This is a genomic window from Mycobacterium sp. NGS54, from assembly GCF_059812465.1.
In genome coordinates this window covers 53,745-75,770 of record NZ_JCALCS010000008.1, presented here as the reverse complement: position 1 = coordinate 75,770, position 22,026 = coordinate 53,745, and the positions used below count along the sequence as shown (strand labels likewise).

18 protein-coding genes are annotated in these 22,026 nt (G+C 70.0%); 9 read left to right on the top strand and 9 right to left on the bottom strand.

What is annotated here, in order from left to right; translation table 11 throughout:
- Positions 1-25 precede the first annotated feature (25 nt).
- Together AC5Y5E_RS24925 and AC5Y5E_RS24920 are read right to left on the bottom strand one after the other, a co-directional pair.
- Positions 26-1,510, bottom strand: a complete 1,485-nt coding sequence (locus AC5Y5E_RS24925; protein WP_499905844.1) for an acetyl-CoA acetyltransferase — start codon at positions 1,508-1,510, stop codon at positions 26-28.
- A 132-nt stretch (positions 1,511-1,642) separates the two neighbouring features.
- Entirely contained in the window at positions 1,643-4,057 is a 2,415-nt protein-coding gene (locus tag AC5Y5E_RS24920) for a CoA transferase (RefSeq protein ID WP_499905843.1), read from the bottom strand.
- A gap of 150 nt (positions 4,058-4,207) precedes the next feature.
- Between AC5Y5E_RS24920 and AC5Y5E_RS24915 the strand changes: the two genes are divergently transcribed.
- Complete coding sequence (locus AC5Y5E_RS24915) at positions 4,208-5,110, top strand: undecaprenyl-diphosphate phosphatase (RefSeq protein ID WP_499905841.1); 903 nt, start codon at positions 4,208-4,210, stop codon at positions 5,108-5,110.
- Here AC5Y5E_RS24915 and AC5Y5E_RS24910 read toward each other — a convergent pair.
- Positions 5,107-5,616 (bottom strand): GNAT family N-acetyltransferase, encoded by a 510-nt coding sequence (locus tag AC5Y5E_RS24910; protein WP_499905839.1) that lies wholly within the window; start codon positions 5,614-5,616, stop codon positions 5,107-5,109. The two genes, AC5Y5E_RS24915 and AC5Y5E_RS24910, sit on opposite strands and share 4 nt — an antisense overlap.
- 108 nt (positions 5,617-5,724) lie before the next feature.
- Here AC5Y5E_RS24910 and AC5Y5E_RS24905 point away from each other — a divergent pair, with 108 nt between their 5' ends.
- The 3 genes from AC5Y5E_RS24905 to AC5Y5E_RS24895 are packed head-to-tail and all read left to right on the top strand — an operon-like array spanning position 5,725 to position 9,779.
- Complete coding sequence (locus AC5Y5E_RS24905; protein ID WP_499905837.1) at positions 5,725-6,573, top strand: SDR family oxidoreductase; 849 nt, start codon at positions 5,725-5,727, stop codon at positions 6,571-6,573.
- Between the two features lie 42 nt (positions 6,574-6,615).
- The gene (locus tag AC5Y5E_RS24900) at positions 6,616-9,003 is read left to right on the top strand and encodes a phosphoketolase family protein (protein ID WP_499905836.1); all 2,388 of its coding nucleotides are present in this window, start codon (positions 6,616-6,618) and stop codon (positions 9,001-9,003) included.
- A gap of 35 nt (positions 9,004-9,038) precedes the next feature.
- Positions 9,039-9,779 (top strand): CPBP family intramembrane glutamic endopeptidase, encoded by a 741-nt coding sequence (locus AC5Y5E_RS24895; protein WP_499905834.1) that lies wholly within the window; start codon positions 9,039-9,041, stop codon positions 9,777-9,779.
- 7 nt (positions 9,780-9,786) lie between these two features.
- On the opposite strand, the gene AC5Y5E_RS24890 is transcribed toward AC5Y5E_RS24895, so the two are convergent.
- From AC5Y5E_RS24890 to AC5Y5E_RS24875, 4 genes are all read right to left on the bottom strand, one after another.
- Positions 9,787-10,815 carry a zinc-binding alcohol dehydrogenase family protein gene (locus AC5Y5E_RS24890; RefSeq protein WP_499905832.1) on the bottom strand — a complete coding sequence of 343 codons (1,029 nt, stop codon included), beginning with the start codon at positions 10,813-10,815 and terminating at the stop codon, positions 9,787-9,789.
- A gap of 48 nt (positions 10,816-10,863) precedes the next feature.
- A complete protein-coding gene (locus AC5Y5E_RS24885; RefSeq protein ID WP_499905830.1) occupies positions 10,864-11,862 on the bottom strand; it encodes an alanine and proline-rich secreted protein Apa in 999 nt (332 codons plus the stop codon).
- A gap of 97 nt (positions 11,863-11,959) precedes the next feature.
- The gene (locus tag AC5Y5E_RS24880; RefSeq protein WP_499905829.1) at positions 11,960-13,057 is read right to left on the bottom strand and encodes a sulfate/molybdate ABC transporter ATP-binding protein; all 1,098 of its coding nucleotides are present in this window, start codon (positions 13,055-13,057) and stop codon (positions 11,960-11,962) included.
- Positions 13,054-13,848: an ABC transporter permease gene (locus tag AC5Y5E_RS24875; protein ID WP_499906371.1), complete on the bottom strand. Its 795-nt coding sequence runs from the start codon at positions 13,846-13,848 to the stop codon at positions 13,054-13,056. The genes AC5Y5E_RS24880 and AC5Y5E_RS24875 overlap by 4 nt, the downstream gene beginning before the upstream one ends.
- A gap of 123 nt (positions 13,849-13,971) precedes the next feature.
- Between AC5Y5E_RS24875 and AC5Y5E_RS24870 the strand changes: the two genes are divergently transcribed.
- The gene (locus AC5Y5E_RS24870; protein ID WP_499905828.1) at positions 13,972-16,593 is read left to right on the top strand and encodes an ATP-binding protein; all 2,622 of its coding nucleotides are present in this window, start codon (positions 13,972-13,974) and stop codon (positions 16,591-16,593) included.
- Between the two features lie 12 nt (positions 16,594-16,605).
- Here the strand turns inward: AC5Y5E_RS24870 and modA are convergent, their stop codons facing one another.
- Positions 16,606-17,403 (bottom strand): molybdate ABC transporter substrate-binding protein, encoded by a 798-nt coding sequence (modA, locus tag AC5Y5E_RS24865; protein ID WP_499905826.1) that lies wholly within the window; start codon positions 17,401-17,403, stop codon positions 16,606-16,608.
- 213 nt (positions 17,404-17,616) lie between these two features.
- Here modA and AC5Y5E_RS24860 point away from each other — a divergent pair, with 213 nt between their 5' ends.
- The 3 genes from AC5Y5E_RS24860 to AC5Y5E_RS24850 all read left to right on the top strand — a co-directional run bounded on the left by AC5Y5E_RS24860 (position 17,617) and on the right by AC5Y5E_RS24850 (position 20,837).
- Positions 17,617-18,294, top strand: a complete 678-nt coding sequence (locus AC5Y5E_RS24860; RefSeq protein WP_499905824.1) for an SDR family oxidoreductase — start codon at positions 17,617-17,619, stop codon at positions 18,292-18,294.
- Between the two features lie 63 nt (positions 18,295-18,357).
- Positions 18,358-19,275 (top strand): LLM class F420-dependent oxidoreductase, encoded by a 918-nt coding sequence (locus tag AC5Y5E_RS24855; RefSeq protein WP_499905822.1) that lies wholly within the window; start codon positions 18,358-18,360, stop codon positions 19,273-19,275.
- Between the two features lie 176 nt (positions 19,276-19,451).
- Positions 19,452-20,837: an NAD(P)/FAD-dependent oxidoreductase gene (locus AC5Y5E_RS24850; RefSeq protein WP_499905821.1), complete on the top strand. Its 1,386-nt coding sequence runs from the start codon at positions 19,452-19,454 to the stop codon at positions 20,835-20,837.
- A gap of 56 nt (positions 20,838-20,893) precedes the next feature.
- On the opposite strand, the gene AC5Y5E_RS24845 is transcribed toward AC5Y5E_RS24850, so the two are convergent.
- Positions 20,894-21,310, bottom strand: a complete 417-nt coding sequence (locus tag AC5Y5E_RS24845) for a PaaI family thioesterase (RefSeq protein ID WP_499906370.1) — start codon at positions 21,308-21,310, stop codon at positions 20,894-20,896.
- A 291-nt stretch (positions 21,311-21,601) separates the two neighbouring features.
- Between AC5Y5E_RS24845 and AC5Y5E_RS24840 the strand changes: the two genes are divergently transcribed.
- Positions 21,602-22,021 carry a BlaI/MecI/CopY family transcriptional regulator gene (locus tag AC5Y5E_RS24840; protein WP_499880401.1) on the top strand — a complete coding sequence of 140 codons (420 nt, stop codon included), beginning with the start codon at positions 21,602-21,604 and terminating at the stop codon, positions 22,019-22,021.
- Positions 22,022-22,026: the final 5 nt, after the last annotated feature.

The window sequence follows — 22,026 nt, the reverse complement described above, 5'->3', positions numbered from 1 at the left end:
GACCCGTGGCGATCCGCCCGGCCGGTTACCGCAGCGCCGCGTTGCCGTCCGGGGTGACGGCAACCTTGGCGCCACCGATATCTTCACGCACCGTCGCTTCGGCGGCATCCGGGTCGGCGATGACGGCCAGGGTCCGGGCCCCGTCGGGCGTGCGCACCGCCAAGAACGCCTTCTCGGGTCGCCCCTCGCGGTCGAATGGTGTGGTCCAGGCTTCGACGGTCCCGACGCCGTCCCATTCGACCAGGCCCTCCCGGGTGGGCTCGCGGTCCACCGCCGGCTGCGCATCCTCCCAACGGAATTCGGCCGGCGGCTCGGTGCCGTAGACGCCGAAGCTGTGTTTGGTCAGGTAGCCGCCGTTGCCGGTGATGAGGCCGCGGCGCCCGGGGTTGGCCACCAGCAGTTCGGCCATGGTGGCGATCGAATGCATGACGTAGTTGCTCCACGGGCCGCCCGCGAAGGTCAGCCCGCCGGTGACGGTGAGCGGGCGGGCCGGGTCGTCGGTGCTAAGGCCCAGTTCGGCCGCCGCGACCTGAACGGCGGAGGGGAAGCAGGAGTACAGGTCGACATAGTCGACGTCGTCGATGCCCAGGCCGGCCAGCTGCAGGGCCCGCGCGCCCGCGATCCGGATGGCCGCCGAGCGGTGCAGCTCGTCGCGCTCGGCGATGGAGGGGGTGTCGTGCGCGTCGGTGCCGGCGTGCGGGAACACCCACCGGTCGGCGGGGACTTGCAGGCGCTGCGCCTGCTCGACCGACGTCAGGACTAGCGCGGCGCCCTGGTCGACCATGTTGTTGGAGTTCATCAGCTTGGTGTAGGGCCAGCTGATCATCCGGTTCTGCGGCCCGGCCCGCCGGATTTCCTCGGCGGTCACCGGCTTGCGGATCCACGCGTGCGGGTTGCCGACCGCGACGGCGTTGAACCGCGCCCACAGTTCGCTGATGCGCGTGAGGTGGCTGTCGACGGATTCGCCGTTGGCGATGCGAAGCGCCTGCTCGAACAGCGGGTAGACGAAGGACGGCAGGTTCAGCCCGCTCTTGAGCTCCGCCTCGCCGAACATCGGGACGTCCTCGCCGATCATCTCGGCCATCGGCACGGACTCGTCCTGCGCCGTCCACTCGAGCCGGCCGCCCTTGGCCTTGAGCCCCCGGCGGGTGCGCCAGGTTTCGGCGCCCGCGAGCAGCACGACACCGGCCCGGCCCTGCTGGATGTCCAGGCAGGCGTGGTTGACCAGCGACTGCGGGACGTTGCCCCCGACCGGGCTGTACCGGGTCGTGTATTCCTCGGCGCCGAGCCGCTCGCCCAGCAGCAGCGCGGGGTCGCGGTAGTGCGCCGACAGCACGTTCACCACGCGGATGGAGTCCACCGCCTCGATCACGCGGGCATCCGCGGCCTCCCGCGCCGCGGCGGCCATCAAGTCCACCGGTTCGACCGACCGCGCCGCCGGGTCGATTTCGTCGCGGTGGTTGACCTGGCCGTAGCCGATCAGCACCGGTGTCCTGGGATCGACGCTCATGCGACGAATTTAGCGTGACTATGGATCCGGCCGGCCCGCAGCCCGGCCTCGCCGAGCGTCACGCCAGCGCGGCATTGGTTGCCGAGCGTCACGCCAGCGCGGCGTTCGGCGCGCGGGGACGGGCCAGCCGGGCTAGGTCGGTCCGGCGGTCGCGAACAGCACGCCGTCGCGGATCAGCCGCTCGGTCTCGTCCGCGCCCAACCCGAGCAGGTTCCGGCAGATCTCGCGGGTGTCCTGGCCGGGCAGGGGCGCCGCGCGTTGTGGGGCCGGCGGAATGTGCTGAAACGGTGCCGGGCCCGTCTCCGCGGGCATCGGGCGCTCGATCAGCGGATGAGTCATGTCGCTGAACAGCTTTCGCCCGATCAGCTGGGGGTCTTCGAGGATGTCCGGCGGGCGGTACATCGGACCGGCCGGGACCCCGGCCGCCTGCAGCAGTTCGGCGTTGCGCAGCGGGGTGCGGGTGCGGGTCCAGGCGGACACCAGCTCGACCAACTCGCGGCGGTTGGCCAGCCGCGACTCGCCGGTCGCGAACCGCGGGTCGTCAACCCATTGCGGGTGGTCGAGAAGGCTTGCGAGGCAGCGCCATTCGTCGTCGGAGGCGATGGAGATGACGCACCATTCGTCGTCGCCCGCGCACGGGTAGACCGCGTGCAGGCTGGTGTCGTCGCGGATCGGGCCGATGCCCGCAGCCAGCGCGGCCTCGGTGACGTAAAGGGTGTCGAGCTGATTGATCACCACCTCGGCCTGCGAGACGTGGACGTGAGCGCCGGCGCCGGTGCGATCGCGACGGATCAGCGCGGCCAGCGCCGCGATGGCGCTGACCCGCCCGACGACATGATCGGGGAAGATCGTCGTCGCATCATAGAAGGCGTGCCGTCCCGTGCCGGCCTGGCCGTCCGCCCGGTCGTCCGCGTCCTCCGACGTCCACAGCCGGGTGACCCCGGTGGCGGCGCGGACCAAGGGGCCGTAGCCCAGCCGGGTGCGCCATGGGCCGCTGTCGCCGTAGGCGCTGCTGCCCGCGAGCACGATCCGCGGGTTGATGGCGCGCAGCGCGTCGTAGTCAAAGCCAAGGGCGGCAAGGGTTCCCGGCTTGAAGTTGGCGAACACCGCGTCGGCCTCGGCGACCAGCCGGCCGAAGATCGCCTTGCCCTCGGCGCTGCGCAGGTCCAGGCCCAGGCCGAGCTGATTGCGGTGGGTCCACGCGAACGACTCGCTCATGGCGTCGCCGGCGCGGGCCTGCCGCAGGCCGTCGGGATAGTCGGCGCTTTCCACCTTGATGACCTCGGCGCCCAGGTCGCCGAACAGCCGGCTCAGCTCGCCGCCCGCGACGATGATGCCCAGGTCCAGGATCCGCAGCCCGGTCAGCGGGTAGTCGCCGACCCTTCCCGACGGCGCGCGCACCAGCACCGGGTTACCGCGCCAATACGGTTGGTCCTGCCCGATGGCCGGGGCCGGCGTGCGGAAACCCGCGCGCTGCCCGTCGACGACGAAATACCCGGTGGGCACGCTCGTCCGCACCCGCGGCAACAGCTCGGCCTCGGTGATCGCGCCCACCTCTTGGAAATGGTCGGAGCCCAGGACCCAGGACGGCGGCAGCACCGCGGCGATCGGCACCCCGTGGGCCTGCCCCGCCGCGACCAGGTCCTTCATCGTCTGGTCGGCGAACAGGGCCTGAGCGAGCACGCTGATCTCGGGCCAGGCCGCCATCCGGGCGCCGATCGCGTCGTATTCGGGGCCCTGAAACTCCTCGGGCTCCCCCAGCCAGCGGCGAAACCCCCGCCACTGCCGCGGCGCCATCACGCACAACCGGACGTACCCGTCCTTGCATGGGCAGATCGGGTAGGCGTCCTGGTTCTTCGGGCGCCCGCGCCACTGCCCGCTGTGGCGGGTGCCGGCGGCGGCCTGCCCGTGCGCGCCGAACGCGGGGTCGAGCGCCATCACGACCGCGTCGAACCGCGAGAAGTCGATGTAATCGCCCGTGCCGCAGCGCAACCGGTTGTAGTACGCGACGAGCGCCGCCCACGCCGCCTGCACCGCGGCGGTGGCCGAGGCGATGCCGTCCGGCGGCAGCACCGGGGTGCCGTTGGTGGGACCGGAACGCGCCAGCGAGCCGCACATCGCGAACAACACCGGATCGGTGGCACGCCAGGCGGAGCGCGGACCCGTCTCGCCGAAGTCGGTGACCGACAGCACCACCAGGTGCGGATACCGGGCCGCCAACTCCGCGCCCGATATCCCGAAGGCACCGACGTGCCCTGCCAGGCCGCTGTCCACGACGATGTCGGCCTCGGCGGCCAGGTCGAGGAACCGGCCGCAGTCGCCGTCCTCGAGCGGGTCCAGCACCGCGGCCCGCTTGTTGGCGTTGTGCAGCGCGAACGGGATGCTGGCGCCGGCCAGCGCCGGCAGGGCGTCGCGCCCCAGGCTGCCACCCGGGAACTCGATCTTGAGGACGTCGGCGCCGAGATCGGCGAACAGGCGCGTGACCGCGTCGGCGCTGCCACCCGACAGGTCCAGCACGCGCACGGTTTCGAGCAGCCCCTCCGCCATCCGCCCACCGTACCCGGCTGGTCAGCGGCCACCCGCGAGCAGTTGCGCGGCGGCCAAATGTGCAGCCGCCCAAGCCGGTTCGCGCGCGAATCCCGACCAGCTACGCTCGGTAGTTCTTGTTCACGATCCCGGATGGAGGCGCCTCACCCAATGACCGCGCAGTTGAGCTACGTCGAGGCCGTGGTAGTCGGCGCGTTCCAGGGCGTCACCGAGCTGTTCCCGGTCTCCAGCCTCGGGCACTCGGTGTTGGTGCCGGCGCTGGTCGGTGGGCGCTGGGCCCGGGACCTCAACGTCTCCAGCCCCGAGTCGCCGTATCTGGCGTTCATCGTCGGCCTGCACGTCGCCACCGCCGCCGCCCTGCTGGTGTTCTTCTGGCGGGACTGGTTGCGGATCGTCGCCGGCTTCTTCTCCTCGCTGCGGTATCGCCGGATCCAGACGCCCGACGAGCGGCTGGCCTGGCTGATCGTGGTCGCCACCATCCCCGTCGGCCTGGCCGGGGTGGCCCTCGAGCACCTGTTCCGGACCACGCTGGGCAAACCCATTCCGGCGGCGGCATTCCTGTTGCTCAACGGCATCGCGCTGTATGCCGGCGAGGTGCTGCGCCGCCGCGTTTCGCCGGCCGGCGACGAAGAGCACGAGGACCATCGCGGCGAGGCCATCGACAACCGGCTGGCCCAGCTGTCGATGGGCCGCGGGCTGGTGATCGGCTCCTCGCAGATCCTGGCGCTGCTGCCCGGCATCAGTCGCTCCGGCATCGCGATGGTGGCCGGCCTGTGGCGCGGGCTCTCGCATGAGGACGCCGCCCGCTTCTCGTTCCTGCTCGCCACGCCGATCATCCTGGCGGCCGGGGTCTACAAGATTCCCGACCTGTTCGGGCCGCTGGGCGCCGGGATCGGCGGCCAGGTGCTGGCCGGCAGCGTCGCCTCCTTCGTCTGCGCCTACCTGGCCGTGCGGTTTCTGACCCGGTACTTCCAGACCCGCACCCTGACACCGTTCGCCGTCTATTGCGCCCTGGTGGGCGGGGCCAGCCTGGTGTGGCTGGGCCTGCACTAGACGGGTGCGCAGCGGTAGCGGACCTGTTGCGCCGGCGCGCTTCCGAAAGCCGTTGTGCGGCGGGTTCCGTCGAAACGCCACCCGTCGCGTTCGTAGAACCGGCGGGCGTCGACGTTGCCCTCCAGCACCCAGAGCAACGCGCCCGCGACGCCCAGGATGCGCAGCCGCTGGCGCGCGGCGGCCATCAGCAGCCGCCCCACCCCCGTCCGCGTGTGCGCGGGATCGACGTAAATCGCCATCAGCTCACCGAGATTCGGGAACTCCACCTCGCGACACAGGCCCGTGGTCGCCAGGCCGCGGATATCGGAGCCGTCGACCGCGACCAGGGTTGACGGCAGCCCAATCCCCACCCGGCCGAACGTGTATCGGTGGGCGAAGAACTCGGGCGTGAGGCCGTCGAGAAAGTCCTGCGCGATCAGGCCCCGATAGGCCGACCGCCACGAGCGCACCTGCACCCGGGCCACCTCGTCGGCGTCCTCCGGGACGGCCGCGCGCACCTCGGTCACGGTTGCGAGTATCGGCTTCCACGGCGCTATTTGCGCGGGGCGGCGTCCAGTGCTGTGCTTACCCCAGCGCCAACCTGACACCCGTCAACTTTTTTGGGAGGACCCGCCATGGCAGATGCGGCATCGATCGGGCTGAGGGTCCGCGACAAGGTCGTCGTTATCACCGGCGGCGCCCGCGGGATCGGGCTGGCCACCGCGACCGCGCTGCATAACCTGGGCGCCAAGGTCGCGATCGGAGACATCGACGAGGTGCGGGTGAAGGAGTCGGGCGCTGCGCTCGGCCTCGACGTCTACGGGAAACTCGACGTGACCGACGCGCATTCGTTCGCCGACTTCCTCGATGAGGTCGAGCGCCAGCTCGGGCCGATCGACGTGCTGATCAACAACGCCGGCATCATGCCCGTCGGGCGGATCATCGACGAGCCGGACGCGGTCACCCGCCGCATCCTCGACATCAACGTCTACGGGGTCATGCTGGGCAGCAAGCTGGCGGTGCAGCGCATGGTTCCGCGCGGATCCGGGCACGTCATCAACGTCGCCTCCCTGGCCGGCGAGCTCTATATCGTCGGCCTGGCCAGTTACTGCGCCAGCAAGCACGCAGTCGTCGCGTTCACCGACTCGGCCCGGCTGGAGTACCGCTCGGCCGGCGTGGAGTTCTCCATGGTGTTGCCGACGTTCGTCAACACCGAGCTCGTCGCCGGGACACCCGGCATGAAGGGGTTCCGCAACGCCGAGCCGGCCGAGATCGCCGACGCAATCGTCAGGCTGGTGGCCCACCCCAAGCCGCGGGTGCGGATCACCAAGGCCGCCGGCGCGATGGTGGTGTCCCAGAGGTTCTGGCCGCGCAGGATCGCCGAGGGGCTCAACCGCCTGCTCGGCGGCGACCACGTCTTCACCGACGACGTCGACGTGGAGAAGCGCCGGGCGTACGAGGCGCGGGCCCGCGGGGAGGAATAGCGCGACGAGCGCCGTTCACCTCGGGCGCGGACAATCGGCGGGGTGACTGTAGAAACCCCGACCACCAGTGTCGCAGCCCTCTCCGACGACGAACTCGCCCTCATCGACAAGTATTGGCGCGCAGCCAATTACCTCTCGGTCGGGCAGATCTACCTGCTGGACAACCCGCTGCTGACCGAACCGCTGTCGTCCGAGCACGTCAAACCCCGGCTGCTGGGCCACTGGGGCACCACCCCCGGGCTCAACCTGATCTATGCGCACCTGAACCGGGTCATCCGCGACCGCGACGCCAGCGTCATCTACGTCACCGGGCCGGGCCACGGCGGGCCCGGGCTGGTCGCCAACGCCTACCTGGAGGGCACCTACACCGAGGTGTACACCGGCATCGAGGAGGACGCCGAGGGGCTGCGGAAGTTGTTCCGGCAGTTCTCCTTTCCCGGCGGGATCCCCAGTCACGTCGCGGCCCAGACGCCGGGATCGATTCACGAGGGCGGCGAGCTGGGCTACGCGCTGGTGCACGCCTACGGGGCGGCGTTCGACAACCCGGACCTGGTGGTGGCGTGCGTGGTCGGCGACGGCGAGGCCGAGACCGGCCCCCTGGCCGCCGGCTGGCACTCCAACAAGTTCCTGAACCCGGTCACCGACGGCGCCGTGCTGCCCATCCTGCAGCTGAACGGCTACAAGATCGCCAACCCGACCGTGCTGGCCCGCATCCCCCACGCCGAACTCGAATCCCTGCTGCGCGGGTACGGCTACCGCCCCATCACGGTCGCCGGGGACGACCCGGCCAACGTGCACCAGCAGCTGGCCGCCGCCCTCGACGACGCCTTCGACGACATCGCGGCCATCCAGCGCGCCGCCCGCGGCGGGAGCCGCTCGGAGCGGCCCGTGTGGCCGATGATCGTGCTGCGCACCCCGAAGGGCTGGACCGGCCCGAAGGTGGTGGACGGCAAGAAGGTGGAGGGCACCTGGCGCGCGCATCAAGTGCCGCTGGCCGAAACCCACGACAATCCCGAGCACCGCGCCCAGCTGGAGGAATGGCTGCGCGGCTACCGGCCCGAGGAGTTGTTCGACGGCAACGGCGCGCTGCGCCCCGAGCTGCGGGCGCTGGCGCCCCACGGCGACCGCCGGATGAGCGCCAACCCGCACGCCAACGGCGGGCTGCTGCTGCACGACCTCGAGCTGCCGGACTTCCGCGACTACGCCGTGGCGGTGCCGCAGCCGGCCGCCGAGACGCACGAGGCCACCCGGATACTGGGCACCTTCCTGCGCGACGTGATCGCCCGCAACTCCGACCGCTTCCGGCTCATGGGCCCCGACGAGACCGCGTCCAACCGGCTCGACGCCGTCTACGGGGCGACCGACAAGGTGTGGCTCTCCGAAATAGGGCCCGACGACGAGCACCTCGCGCCCGACGGCCGGGTGATGGAGGTGCTCTCCGAGCACCTGTGCCAGGGCTGGCTGGAGGGCTACCTGCTGACCGGCCGGCACGGCCTGTTCAACTGCTACGAGGCGTTCGTGCACATCGTCGACTCGATGCTCAACCAGCACGCGAAGTGGCTGGCCACCAGCAGGGAGCTGCCCTGGCGGCGCCCGATCGCCTCGCTGAACTACCTGCTGACCTCCCACGTCTGGCGCCAGGACCACAACGGCGCGTCGCACCAGGACCCCGGCTTCATCGACCTGGTCGCGAACAAGCGGGCCGAGCTGACGCGGGTCTACCTGCCGCCGGACGGCAACACGCTGCTGTCCGTGGCGGACCACTGCCTGCGCAGCCGCAACTACATCAACGTGATCGTGGCGGGCAAGCAGCCCGCGCTGGCCTACCTGGACATGGACCAGGCCATCGCCCACTGCGCGCGCGGCCTGGGCATCTGGCCGTGGGCGAGCACCGCCGCCGCCGAGCCCGATGTGGTGCTCGCCTGCGCGGGGGACATCCCGACGCTGGAGGTCCTCGCCGCCGCCGACATCCTGCGGCGCGAGCTGCCCGGCCTGGCCGTCCGGGTGGTCAACGTCGTCGACCTGATGCGGCTGCAACCGGAATCCGAGCACCCGCATGGCCTGCCGGACAAGGAGTTCGACGCGCTGTTCACCCGCGACAAGCCGGTCATCTTCGCCTACCACGGCTACCCGTGGCTGATCCACCGGCTCACCTACCGGCGCACCAACCACCCGCACATCCACGTGCGCGGCTTCAAGGAGCGCGGCACCACGACGACGCCGTTCGACATGGTGATGCTCAACGATCTCGATCGGTTCCACCTGGTCATCGACGTCATCGACCGGGTGGACGGGCTGGCCAGCCAGGCCGCCGTGTTGCGGCAGCGCATGGTCGACGCCCGCCTCGCCGCGCGCGCCTACACCCGCGAGCACGGCGAGGACGACCCGGCGATCTCGGGATGGACCTGGGAGGCGGCCCAGCCGAGCTGAGCTGGCCCGACGGGGGCCGCAGGTAAACTTGCCGGATGCCCGACGCCATCGCCGCCGCACCGCCGTCGCCGCTCCACCGGTTGCGCATCCATCTGGACATTGCCGTGGTGGTCGTCGTGCTGGTGCTGACGAACCTCGTCGCGCACTTCACCACGCCGTGGGCGAGCATCGCGACCGTCCCGGCCGCCGCCGTCGGGCTGGTCGCGTTGATGCGCTACCGCGGGCTGGGCTGGACGGACCTCGGTCTCGGCCGCGAACACTGGAGGCCCGGGCTGGCCTATGCGCTGGGCGCCGTGGCCGTCGTGGCGTCGGTGATCGCGATCGGGATCCTGTTGCCGGCGACGCGGCCGATGTTTCTGAACAACCACTACGCCACGATCTCCGGCGCGCTGATCGCGTCGATGGTGATCATCCCGCTGCAGACCGTCATCCCCGAGGAGCTGGCGTTTCGCGGCGTGCTGCACGGCGCGCTGAACCGCGCCTGGGGCTTTCGCGGGGTGGCGCTGGGCGGGTCGCTGCTGTTCGGCCTTTGGCACGTCGCCACGTCGCTGGGGCTCACCAGCAACAATGTCGGCTTCACCCGACTGTTCGGCGGCGGGTTCGCTGGGATGCTGGCCGGTGTGACGCTGGCGGTGCTGGCGACCGGGGCGGCCGGCTTCGTCTTCAGCTGGTTGCGCCGGCGAAGCGGCAGCCTGATCGCTCCGATCGCGCTGCACTGGTCGCTGAACGGGCTCGGCGCCCTGGCCGCGGCGCTGGTGTGGCACCTGTCGAGCTGAGCCCCGCTCAGACGAGCAGGACCGCGGCACCGGCGATGCGGCCGGCGCTCAGATCCGTCAGGGCCGCGTCGGCCTGGGCGAGCGGGTATTCGGGCGTGGTCACCTCGATGTGGTGTTGCCCGGCGAACTCGAGGAAGGCGCGCGCGTCGGCCCGCGTGTTCGACGTGACCGATCGGACCTGGCGCTCCTGGAACAGGTGGCGCTGGTAGTTCAGGGACGGGATATCGGACAGGTGAATTCCCGCGATCGCCAGGGTGCCGCCGCGGTCCAGCGCCGCCAGCGCGGGCAGCACCAGCTCGCCGACGGGCGCGAACAGGATCGCGGCGTCCAACGGCACCGGCGGCGGATCGGCCGCGCCCTGGGCCGACGCGGCGCCGAGTTCCAGCGCCAGCTCGCGCGCCTCGGCCCCGCGGGTCATCACATGCACCTCGGCGCCCTGGGCCAATGCGACCTGGGCGGTGATGTGGGCGCTGCCGCCGAAACCGTAGAGGCCCAGCCGCCCGCCGACAGGCAGCTCCGCGCGCAACAGGGACCGGTATCCGATGATGCCGGCGCACAGCAACGGCGCCAGCTCGGTGTCGCTGTAACCGCTCGGCAGGTGGTGCGCGAAAGCGGCTGGGACGGTCGCGAATTCGGCGTACCCGCCGTCGGCGTCCCAGCCGGTGTAGCGGGATTCCGGGCACAGGTTCTCGTTGCCCCGACGACAGTATTTGCACACGCCGCACGTGTGGCGCAGCCAGGCGATGCCCACCCGGTCCCCCGGTTTGAACCCGTCACCCGCCTCGGCGCCGACCTCGACGACCTCCCCCACCACCTCGTGACCGGGCGTCACCCGATCGCGGTGCACGGGCAGGTCACCCTCGGTGACGTGCAGGTCGGTGCGGCACACGCCGCACGCGCGAACCGCCACCAGCAGCTCAGTCGGCGCGGGCCGCGGCACCTCGGCGGTGACTTGCTCGAGTGGGCCGGTCGCCATGGGTCCAGGGCGGCGCACCCGCCACGCGCGCATGGTCGTGGTCGTCACCGCCGGGGCCATCACTACATCATGCCGCTATTCGTCACGGCCGCAACGGGATAGCCCCGATCAGGCGCGCTGCGGCGTCGGCGCGGCGGTGGGGGTGACTTCGCTCGCGGGCGCCTGGCCCGGCGCCGGGGCGGGTGCCGGTACCCCGGGAGCGGGCGCCGGCGCGCCGGGGGCGGTTTCGGGGGCGCCCGGCGCCGGCGCGGGGGGCGCGGGCGCTGTCCAGGGCTGGATCGACTCGGCCAGCGCCTTCGCGGCGCCCTGGTCCACCTGGTCGTTCGAGGTTCCGAGCCACACCACGAACCAGCGCTGGGGCGGCCCGTTCCCGGCCGACGGCCCACTGACCACACCGGTCCAGATCTGGCCGTTCGGCTTGGACGGGTCGCTGAACTTCACCTCGTAGTACGACGCGCTTCCGGTGATCCCGTTCGCGCCCGTCAGCGGGGTGGCGCTCTGGTTGATCCGGGTGCCCGGATAGGGCATGAAGAACTCACCCATGTCCGAGCCCAGCCGGACCGCGGCCTTGGCGTCGCTGGCTTCGGCACTGGCGTAAAGCTTTTGGTCCAGCCGGCCCATCACGATGCGGGTGTCGTTGGCGACCGGCGGCGCCTGCCCCGGTGCCGGCGGTTGGCCGGTCGTCTTGCTGAGCAATTCCGAACCGTAATCGAGATGCGTCGCGTCGGACTCCACCCAGGCGGCGGGCAGGACGAAGCTGAACCCGCCGACGGCGTTGCCGATCCGGCCCGCGTTGGGATCGACGGCCGGCGGTGGCGGCGCGTTCGGATCGACCGGCGGAGGGGGCGTTGCGTTGGGGTCGCCGGGCGGGGGCTGCGGCGCCGCCGGCGCGCCGGGCGGCGGCGGGGTCGTGGTCGTCGGCGACGCGGGCGCCGGTGCCGGTGCCGCGGTCGTCGTGGTCGGCGGGACGGGCGTCGGAACCTCGGGATCGGCGTTGGAGGTCGCCGGTAACGCGATGGCGACGGCGCTGGCACTGGTCACCGTGGCGATCGCCAGCGTCGCCCACAGCCCTTTCCGACGTGTCGAGTTCGGGTCCACCTGATCCATGGCGACGAACCTACCGCGTTACGGCTGTGACGCAAGGGTGCCGTGCGGCGGTTCGTGGGATGTTTCCGATGTGCAACCTTGCGCGCGTCGGCGCAGGTCAGTGCGGCGCTGGGTACAGCGTGACCTCGTGGGCCTTGACGGAGAACCAGACGCGCTCGCCGGGCGCCAGCCGCAGCTCCGTGGCGGCATCCGCGGTGATTTCCGCGGCCAGCCCCGGGGCGCCGTCCGGCTGCTCGCGGCCTCGCACCAGGACGGCGGACCCGTGGGCATCCAGCTCCGCCACCGTCACCTCGACCGTGTTGCGGGGGCTGCCCCGCGGTCGATCCCGGTACACGGCCACCGCCGTCGGCGGGAACACCGCGACCGCGTTGACCACCCGGCCGTCCAGCTCCTGGGCCGGAGTGGCATACCAGTGCGCACCGGTGCGATCGTGCAGCGAGCCGTCGGGCCCTACGGTGCCGTTGACCAGGTTGATGCCAGCGATGCGGGCGCCGAAGTGGCTGCGCGGCGCGGTGAGAACGTCTGCCACCGGCCCGATTTCGGCGATCTTCCCAGACTCGAGCACCAGCACCCGATCGGCCAGCGTGAACACGTCGAGCAGGTCGTGGGTGATCAGAATGACCGCACAGCCGGTTCGCGTGACGACGTCGCGCAGCGCCGCGCGGATGCCCGCGGCCGCGGCGACGTCGAGCCCGGCCAACGGCTCGTCGAGCAGCAGCACGTCGGGTTCGGCCGCCAGGGCGCGGGCGATCGCGACCCGCTGGGCCTGACCCCCGGACAGCTCGCGCGGTTTCCGGTGGGCGAAGCGCTCGGCGTCCACCTCGCGCAGCCAGCGCAGCGCGGTCGCCTTTTTGTCGGCGCGACCGAAACGGAACGCGCCCCGGCGACTGTGCGGTCCGAACGCCACGTTCGCGGCGACGCTCAGGTGCGGGAACAGCAGCGGGTCCTGCAGCAGCAGCCCCACCCGGCGCTCGTGGGTTGCCACGTGCACGCCCGCCGCGGTGTCGGTCAGTACCCGGCCGCCCAGTCGCACGACGCCCTCGTCGGGCCGAAGCAGCCCGGCAATGATGTGCAGGGCGGTGGACTTGCCGGCGCCGTTGGGTCCGAGGACGGCGAGCACCTCGCCCGCCGCCACCGAAAACTCCACATCCACGCCGCGTTCGGCGACGACGGCGCGGACCTGCAATTCACTCACGCCGACACCCCGGTGAGTCGCCGCGCGCCCAGGCCGAGCACCACCACCGCCGCCACCGCCACCAGCAGGATCGACAGGGCCACCGCCGCGTCCGCGTCGCTCACCCGCTGCAGGTAGATCTCCAGCGGCAGCGTCCGGGTCACCCCCTGCCGCGACCCGGCGAACGTCAGCGTCGCGCCGAACTCGCCCAGCGAGCGGGCGAACGCCAGCACCGCCCCCGACGTCATCCCGGGCAGCAGCAGCGGCAGCGTCACTCGCCACCAGATCGCGCTCGGTCGCGCCCCCAGCGTCGCCGCGACCATCTCGTAGTCGGCTCCCGCGGTGCGCGCGGCACCCTCGAGAGCAATCACCAGAAACGGCAGCGAGACGAACGTCTGCGCCAGCACCACCGCGGTCGTGCTGAAGGCGATGCTGACGCCGGCGCCCTCGAGGTATCGCCCGATCAATCCCAGCCGGCCGAACGCATAGAGCAACGCGATGCCGCCCACCACGGGGGGCAGCACGAGCGGCAGCAGGATCAGCGGCCGCAGCAGCCGGACCAGGCGCGCGGTGCTGCGGGCCAGCACCAGCGCCATCGGGACACCCAACAGGACGCACAGGGCGGTGCTCGCGGCGGCCGTCCTCAGGCTCAGCAGCAGCGCCGTCCGCGACGAGGGGCTGGTGATCAGCGACCAGAAGTTCGGCCAGTCGACCTTGGTCGCGATCGCTATCAGCGGCACGACCACGAACGCGGTCCCCGCGGCGGCGGGGAGGTACACCCATCGGGGCAGATCCGTGCGGCGCTCGCTAATCCGTACACCCCTAACCGTGGTCGGGAGATCTACATCGCCTCAACCTAGTGGTTGCTGTCGATGTGTGGCCTTGGAGCGGGTCTGTTGTGAGATTCTGCTGGGGTGCCGGCTCCTTCGGGTGTTGTGACGTTTCTGTTTACCGACGTTGAGGGTTCGACGCGTCGGTGGGAGGCCGACGCGGAGCGGATGCGGGCGGCGCTGGCGGCGCACGATGAGGTGTTGCGCACGGCGGTCGAGGCGCACGGGGGTTGGTTGTTCAAGCACACCGGTGACGGGGTGTGTGCGGCGTTCGCTTCCCCCAGGTCCGCGGTCGACGCGGCGGTGGCCGCGCAGCGGGCGCTGGAGTTGCCGGTGCGGATGGGGATTGCGACCGGGGAGGCCGAGCTGCGCGACGGGGACTACTTCGGCGCGGTGCTCAATCGCGCGGCGCGGGTGATGGCCGCCGGGCACGGCGGGCAGGTCCTTCTGGTTGAGTCGACGGCGGGTCTACTCAGCGGTGTTGAGCTACGCGACCTGGGGCCGCGACGGCTGCGGGATCTGTCGACTCCGGTTCAGCTGTTCCAGGTCAAAGCGGAGGGCTTGCCGACAGACTTTCCGCCGCTGCGGGCGCTGGATGCGAGCCCGGGGAACCTGCGGCCTCAGACCACGAGCTTTATTGGCCGCGAGTCGCAGGTCGCCGAGCTGCAGGCGGCGGTGAAGGCTCGTCGGTTGGTCACGTTGACCGGGGTGGGCGGCGTCGGCAAGACCCGCCTGGCCACCGAAGTCGCGGCGCGGCTGGCCGATGAATTCCCCGACGGGGTCTGGTTTTTCGACTTGGCCGCGGTAAGCGATCCCGCGGCGGTGCCCGACGCGGTGGCCGCGGTGCTGGGCATCATCCAACAGCCGGGCAAAAGCATGAGCGACAGCGTCGCGGGCGCGCTGGAGGACAGAGTCCGGCTGCTCGTGTTCGACAACTGCGAACACGTTGTCGACAGTATCGCCGATCTCGTCGAGGGGATCCTCGCCACCTCGGCGACCGTAACGATTCTCGCGACCAGCCGAGAAGGATTGGGGGTCAGCGAGGAACAGTTATGGCGCGTCCCGTCGCTCGACGTCGACTCCGGAACCGAATCCGCCGCCGTGAACCTTTTCGTCGACCGCGCCCACAGCGTGGTTTCAGACTTCTCGCTGGCCCAGCCCGACGAAGCGGTCGCTGTCGTGGAAATCTGCCGCCGACTCGACGGTATTCCGTTGGCTATCGAGTTGGCGGCCTCACGGATGGCGTCGATGTCGGCCGGCGAGGTGCGAGATCGCCTGGATCAACGATTCCGGCTCCTGGTGGGTTCGCGGCGCGGCCTGTCACGCCACCAAACCCTGCGCCACGCCGTCGCGTGGTCCTACGACCACCTGGAGGACGCGGAGAAACTCCTGCTGGAGCGGTGCTCGGTGTTCGCCGGCGGGTTCGACCTCGAAAGCGCCTGCGCGGTCATGGGTTCCGGTGACGACTACGCCGTCCTCGACCTACTCGACGCCCTGGTGCATAAATCGCTGCTGGTCGCCGACCGGTCGTCGGGCCGGACCCGATATTCGATGCTCGAAACGATCCGCCAGTTCGCCGAGGAACAGCTCGTCGCAAATGGGCAGGCCACCGAGGTCCGCGATGCCCATGCTCGCTACTTCGCCGGACGTGAAGCCGACATCCTGGCGCTGTGGGACAGCCCGCGTCAGCGGGATGCGTATGCCTGGTTCACCGTCGAGCTGGCCAATCTGCGCACCGCGTTTCGCTGGGCCGCCGACCAAGCCGATCTGGACACCGCTGCGGCCATCGCCGCGTACACGGCGCTCCTCGGCGCTCTGGTCGCCAATTATGAGCCCATGGCCTGGGCCGAGGAGCTCATCGAGCCCGCCCGCGCCGTTGCCCATCCTCGGCTCGCGACCCTGTACGTGAACGCCGCGCAGTGCTACTGGACTGGCCGGATCGACGAGGCTGTCGGCTATGCCGACGCCGGCCAGACGGTGATCGGTGGTGGCGGCCAGGTGCAGATCGGTGCCGAGGGCGCGCTCACTGCGGTGTACCCGCTCGTCGGCCAGGCCGAACGAAACATCGAGTGGTGTCGCGCCCAGTTCGCCCGCGGCCGCGACACCCATACGGTCACCCAGGCGATGCTGGTGGTCGGACTTGCGGTGGCCGGAGCCGGTGCGGAAGCGAGGGCCGCCGCGCACGGGCTGGTCGACTCGGCCGAAGCCACCCATAACCCCTGGGTGCTCGCGAACGCGCTCTACGCCTACGGCTTCGCCTGCCGCGACGCTGACCCCGCCCGCGCGCTGGACGCCCTGCGCCGGGGCCTGGTGATCGCCCAAGGCAGCGGCAGCCGCGCGGCCGAAGCACTGCTGGCTACCGTCCTGTCTCGGCTTGAGGCCGAACACGGCGATCCGCCGGCGGCCCTCGATCACATCACTCTGGCGATCCGCAACTTCTATGACGCCGGCAACGTCGCCTACATCCCTTTCGCCCTGGGAACTCTCGCCGTACTCCTCGACCGCCTCGGACGCCTCGAACCGGCGGCCACCATCGCCGGTTTCGCCTTCAATCCCCTCACCGCGTCGGAACTCAGCACCGCCATCGCCGACCTGCGCGGCGTCCTCGGCGACCAGACCTACGAATCGCTCGCCAGCACGGGAGAGGCGATGGCCACAGCCGCGATGGTGACGTACGCCTACGACCAAATCGACCAGGCCCGAACGGAACTCGAACGCTCCAACTGAATGCCCGCAAGGTCAGGGTTTGGCGAAGCCCAACCCGGCCAGGATGTTCTGACCGGTATCACCGGTGACCATCGCCACGAACTTTTGCGCCAGCGCAGTCTGTGCGGCGTTCTTCAACACCGCGATCGGATAGACATTGACGGCGCCGGCGGCCTCCGGAAAGTTCACCGTCGCCACCTTGTTCCCGGCGCTGTGGGCGTCGGTGACGTAGACCAGCCCGGCGTCCGCCTGTCCGGTGGTGACCTTGTTGAGGACGTCGGTGACGTTGAGTTCCTCACTGACCGGGCTGAGGCGCACGCCGGTGCTGTCCTCGAGGCGCTGGGTCGCCGATCCGCACGGCACCGGCTTCTGGCAGATCACCACACTCAGCCCCGGCTTGGCGAGGTGCCCGAAGGACCCGACCTTCTTCGGGTTGCCCGGCGCCGTGACGATGACCAGCGTGTTCGAGGCGAAGTTCGTCGGGTTGCCGGCCAGCAGCCCCGCCTTGGCGACCGTGTCCATCTGCGCGGTGTCCGCCGACGCGAAGACGTCGGCCGTGGCGCCCTGGGTCAGCTGCGTGGCGAGCTCGGAGGAACCCGCGAACTCGAAATCGACTGTGCTGCCGGGGTTTTGGATCTTGAACTGCTCAGCGATCTGGCCGAACGCCGCCTTCAGCGAGGCCGCGGCGAAGACGACGACCTTCCCGGCGGGCTGGGCCGGCTGAGGGGGCGATGACGACGGCGTTTTCGAGCTGCAGCCGAGCGGGCCCAACGCCATGACGGACACCAACACTGTCGAAACCAAACCGCTCATGATCCCGCTCTGCCGCATCGGTGCACCCTAGTCCGCCGGTGATGCGGCGCGCTCGGTGGCTAAATCGCCGCAAACGAGTGGCTGCCGAATAGTTATCCAAATAATCCGCGCGTCGCGGGGCCCGGAGTTTCGCGGACTAGCTACCGTCCAGTAACATCTTCTTAGATTTATGCCATAAACGCGCGGAGGTCCCAGGCAGCTTCTGGGTTCAACGTTGAACACGAGGAGGTCATGGCAGTGGAGGTTCTGGTCACCGGGGGCGACACGGATCTAGGACGCACAGTGGCCGAGGGCTTCCGCGACGACGGCCACAAGGTGACCCTCGTTGGTGCGCGTCGCAGCGATGTCGAGATCGCCGCGAAGGAACTGGACGTCGACGCCATCGTCTGCGACACCTCCGACCCGGCCAGCCTGGCCGAGGCGCGCGGGCTGTTCCCCCATCACCTCGACACCATCGTCAACGTCCCGGCGCCGGCCTGGGACCCGGGCGACCCGCGCACCCACTCGCTGGCCGACTCGGCCAAAGCGTGGCGCAACGCCCTGGATGCGACCGTGCTGTCGGTGGCGCTGACCGTGCAGGCCGTTGGCGACAACCTGCGCTCGGGTGGCTCGATCATCAGCGTGGTGGCGGAGAACCCGCCCGCCGGCAGCATCGACGCCGCGATCAAGGCGACGCTGTCGAATTGGACCGCGGGACAGGCGGAGGCCTTCGGCATCCGCGGGATCACCGTCAACACGGTGGCCAGCGGGCGCAGCGCGCAGGCCGGCTACGACGGGCTGTCACGCACGCCGCCGACGGTCGCCGCGGAGGTCGCCCGCCTGGCGTTGTTCCTCACCACCCCGGCGGCTCGCCACATCACCGGCCAGACGCTGCACGTGAGCCACGGCGCTCTGGCGCATTTCGCCTGAGGCTGAATCGCATCCGCTGCACGCCCTGGTTCTGATACCGGGCTGGTGGCTACGGTGAACAACGTGGCTATCCGACTTGGTTTGCAGATCCCCAACTTCTCCTACGGCACCGGGGTGGACAAGCTCTTCCCCACCGTCGTCGCCCAGGCCCAAGAGGCCGAAGCGGCCGGATTCGACTCGGTCTTCGTCATGGACCACTTCTACCAATTGCCCATGTTGGGCGATCCCGATCAGCCGATGCTCGAGGCCTACACCGCGCTGGGTGCCTTGGCCACCGCAACCGAACGGGTGCAGCTGGGCACCCTGGTGACCGGCAACACCTACCGCAACCCGACGCTGCTCGCCAAGATCATCACGACGCTGGACGTGGTGAGCCAGGGCCGGGCGATCCTGGGCATCGGCACCGGCTGGTTCGAGCTCGAACACGATCAGCTGGGCTTCGAATTCGGCACCTTCACCGACAGGTTCAACCGGCTCGAGGAGGCGCTGCAGATCATCCTGCCGATGCTCAAGGGCGAACGGCCGAGCTTCTCGGGCAAGTGGTATCAGGCCAAGGAGGCGATGGCCAATCCCCGCTTCCGCGACCACATTCCGTTGATGATCGGCGGCAGCGGCGAGAAGAAGACGATCCCGCTCGCCGCGCGCCACTTCGACCACCTCAATGTCATCGCCGGGTTCGACGAGCTGCCCGCCAAGCTGAAGGTGGTGCGGGAGCGGTGCGAGGAGATCGGCCGCGACCCGGCCACTTTGGAGACCAGCACGCTGACCACGGTGGTCGTCGACGAGAACTTCAAGGCCGACCAGATTCCCGCCGAGATGGGCCAGCGCATGGTGGTCGGCAGCGCGGAGTCGGTCGCCGAACAACTCAAGACCAAGGTGTTCGACGCCGGGATCTCCGGGGTGATCATCAACATGCCGTTCTACACGCCGGGCGTCATCACCGCGGCCGGCGAAGCCCTGCGTCCGATCGCAGGGTTGTAACGCACACCGCATCGCGCACCGGGCATGACGAGTATCACGTTCACTCGACCAGGCCCGATGTGTGATGTGGTTCATTACACATGCTTACGATCTGGGTTTCGGGGTATCGCCTTCACTAGCGTGGTAGCTAACTGGAGTCGCGCGTCCAGAGACCCCGATCAGGAGCATCCCCCAACATGAGCACGCAAGCAGAAACCACTGCTGCACCCGACCGTCGTCACCAAGTCGTCATCATCGGGTCGGGATTCGGCGGGCTCAACGCGGCAAAGAAGCTCAAGCACGCCAACGTTGACATCAAACTGATCGCGCGCACCACCCACCACCTGTTCCAGCCGCTGCTCTACCAGGTGGCCACGGGCATCGTGTCCGAAGGCGACATCGCCCCGCCCACCCGGGTCGTCCTGCGCAGGCAGCGCAACGTCCAGGTGCTGCTCGGCGACGTCACGCACATCGATCTGGAGGGGCGGTTCGTCGTCTCGGACCTGCTCGGCCACACCTACGAAACCCCTTACGACACATTGATTGTCGCCGCCGGCGCCGGCCAGTCCTACTTCGGCAACGACCAGTTCGCCGAGTTCGCCCCGGGCATGAAATCGATCGACGACGCGCTGGAGGTGCGGGGCCGGATCCTGAGCGCCTTCGAGCAGGCCGAACGGTCCCGCGACCCGGAGCGACGCGCCAAGCTGTTGACGTTCACCGTCATCGGCGCCGGCCCCACCGGCGTCGAAATGGCGGGGCAGATCGCCGAATTGGCCACCCACACCCTGAAAGGGTCCTTCCGGCACATCGATTCCACCCGCGCGCGGGTGATCCTGCTCGACGCCGCCCCGGCGGTGCTGCCGCCGTTCGGCGAAAAGCTCGGCGAACGGGCGGCCGCGCGGCTGGAGAAGATGGGCGTGGAAATCCAGCTCGGGGCGATGGTCACCGACGTCGACCGCAACGGCATCACGGTCAAGGACTCCGACGGCACCACCAGGCGCATCGAATCCGCGTGCAAGGTGTGGTCCGCCGGGGTCCAGGCCAGCGGGCTGGGCATGGACCTGGCCGAGCAGTCCTCGGTCGAGGTCGATCGCGCCGGACGCGTCAAGGTGCTGCCCGACCTGTCCATTCCCGGACACCCGAACGTGTTCGTGATCGGCGACATGGCGGCCGTCGAGGGCGTGCCGGGCGTGGCGCAGGGAGCCATCCAGGGCGCCAAGTACGTGGCGAGCACGCTGAAGGCGGAACTGAACGGGGCCGATCCGGCCGAGCGCGAGCCGTTCCAATACTTCGACAAGGGCTCCATGGCCACGGTGTCGCGGTTCTCCGCGGTGGCCAAGGTGGGTCCGCTGGAGTTCAGCGGCTTCATCGCCTGGCTGATGTGGCTGGTGCTGCATCTGGTGTATCTGGTCGGCTTCAAGACGAAGGTGAGCACGCTGCTGTCGTGGACGGTCACATTCCTGAGCACTCGCCGCGGCCAGCTGACCATCACCGAGCAGCAGGCGTTCGCCCGCACCCGCATCGAACAGCTGGCGGTGGCGGCGGCGGAGGCAAAACGTCCGGCGGCCAGGCGGGCCAGCTGACCCTCCGGCCGGCCGGATCGAGGGGTGCCGGTCGGCTCGGCCGGGCTTGACGCCGGCTAGGCCTCGAGGTTTTGCAGCCGCACCTGACCGCGGGCCACCACCCGGTCGTCGTCGTCGGTGATGGTGACCAGCCACAGCTGCTGGCGCCGGCCGCGGTGAATCGGCTCGCCGGTGCCGTACACCATCCCGGAGCCGATCGAGCGCAGAAAATCCGTGTTGTTGTTGACCCCGACCACGTTGCCGCCGTCGCCGTTGGTGTTCAGCCATGTGTAGGCGGCCACGCTGGCCATGCTCTCGATCACCGAGCAGTAGACGCCGCCGTGGACGAGTCCCATGGGCTGCAACAGTTTCGGGGTGACCTCGAGTTGGGCGCGCACGCGGTCCGGGCTGAGTTCGGTGTAATGCAGCCCCAATTCGCCGTCGAACGGCGCGGTGAAGTTCGGCGGCAATGGCGCATCGGGTGGCGGTGGCACGCTCATGTGTCTACACCATCGGCCGTCGGGGCTACCCGAGAGGAAACATCCGCGGAAACAGGCGAGCCCCGCGCTGGTGCGCGGGGCTCGCCGATCGAGTAGACCGGGGGTCACTGCAGCCCTCAGGACTCTCCGCGGTCATGTCGCTCGACCGCCATCAGCATAGGCAAGGCTGCCCTAATTTCGCAAGGTATGGTTTCGGTATGACCGAGCCCCACTGCGCCCGGATAGATACGACGGCCGGTAGTAAGCGGAGTACGCTGGTTTCGACGCTCAGGAGATGAACGCACAATGGCCAAACTGACCCGGCTAGGGGATCTGGAACGCGCCGTGATGGATCATCTATGGTCCACGCCGGAGCCCCAGACCGTCCGCCAAGTCCACGAAGCGTTGTCGGCGCGACGCGACCTCGCCTACACGACGATCATGACCGTGCTGCAACGGTTGGCCAAGAAGAACCTGGTCTCCCAGATCCGCGACGACCGCGCCCACCGCTACGCGCCGGTACACGGGCGCGACGAGCTCGTCGCCGGGCTGATGGTGGACGCGCTGGCCCAAGCCGAGGACTCCGGGGGCAGGCAGGCCGCCCTGGTGCACTTCGTCGAGCGCGTCGGCGCCGACGAGGCGGAGGCCCTTCGGCGCGCGCTGGCCGAACTGGAAGCCAATCCGCGCGACAACGCCCGGTCGGCTGGCGCGCCAGCGGAGGACTGAGGGAG

Bases quoted from the DNA above. Each gene is read 5' to 3' on its own strand.
- AC5Y5E_RS24925 (WP_499905844.1), bottom strand. From the start codon at position 1,510: ATGAGCGTCGATCCCAGGACACCGGTGCTGATCGGCTACGGCCAGGTC.
- AC5Y5E_RS24920 (WP_499905843.1), bottom strand. From the start codon at position 4,057: ATGGCGGAGGGGCTGCTCGAAACCGTGCGCGTGCTGGACCTGTCGGGT.
- AC5Y5E_RS24915 (WP_499905841.1), top strand. From the start codon at position 4,208: ATGACCGCGCAGTTGAGCTACGTCGAGGCCGTGGTAGTCGGCGCGTTC.
- AC5Y5E_RS24905 (WP_499905837.1), top strand. From the start codon at position 5,725: ATGGCAGATGCGGCATCGATCGGGCTGAGGGTCCGCGACAAGGTCGTC.
- AC5Y5E_RS24895 (WP_499905834.1), top strand. From the start codon at position 9,039: ATGCCCGACGCCATCGCCGCCGCACCGCCGTCGCCGCTCCACCGGTTG.
- AC5Y5E_RS24890 (WP_499905832.1), bottom strand. From the start codon at position 10,815: ATGGCCCCGGCGGTGACGACCACGACCATGCGCGCGTGGCGGGTGCGC.
- AC5Y5E_RS24885 (WP_499905830.1), bottom strand. From the start codon at position 11,862: ATGGATCAGGTGGACCCGAACTCGACACGTCGGAAAGGGCTGTGGGCG.
- modA (WP_499905826.1), bottom strand. From the start codon at position 17,403: ATGCGGCAGAGCGGGATCATGAGCGGTTTGGTTTCGACAGTGTTGGTG.
- AC5Y5E_RS24860 (WP_499905824.1), top strand. From the start codon at position 17,617: ATGGCAGTGGAGGTTCTGGTCACCGGGGGCGACACGGATCTAGGACGC.
- AC5Y5E_RS24850 (WP_499905821.1), top strand. From the start codon at position 19,452: ATGAGCACGCAAGCAGAAACCACTGCTGCACCCGACCGTCGTCACCAA.
- AC5Y5E_RS24840 (WP_499880401.1), top strand. From the start codon at position 21,602: ATGGCCAAACTGACCCGGCTAGGGGATCTGGAACGCGCCGTGATGGAT.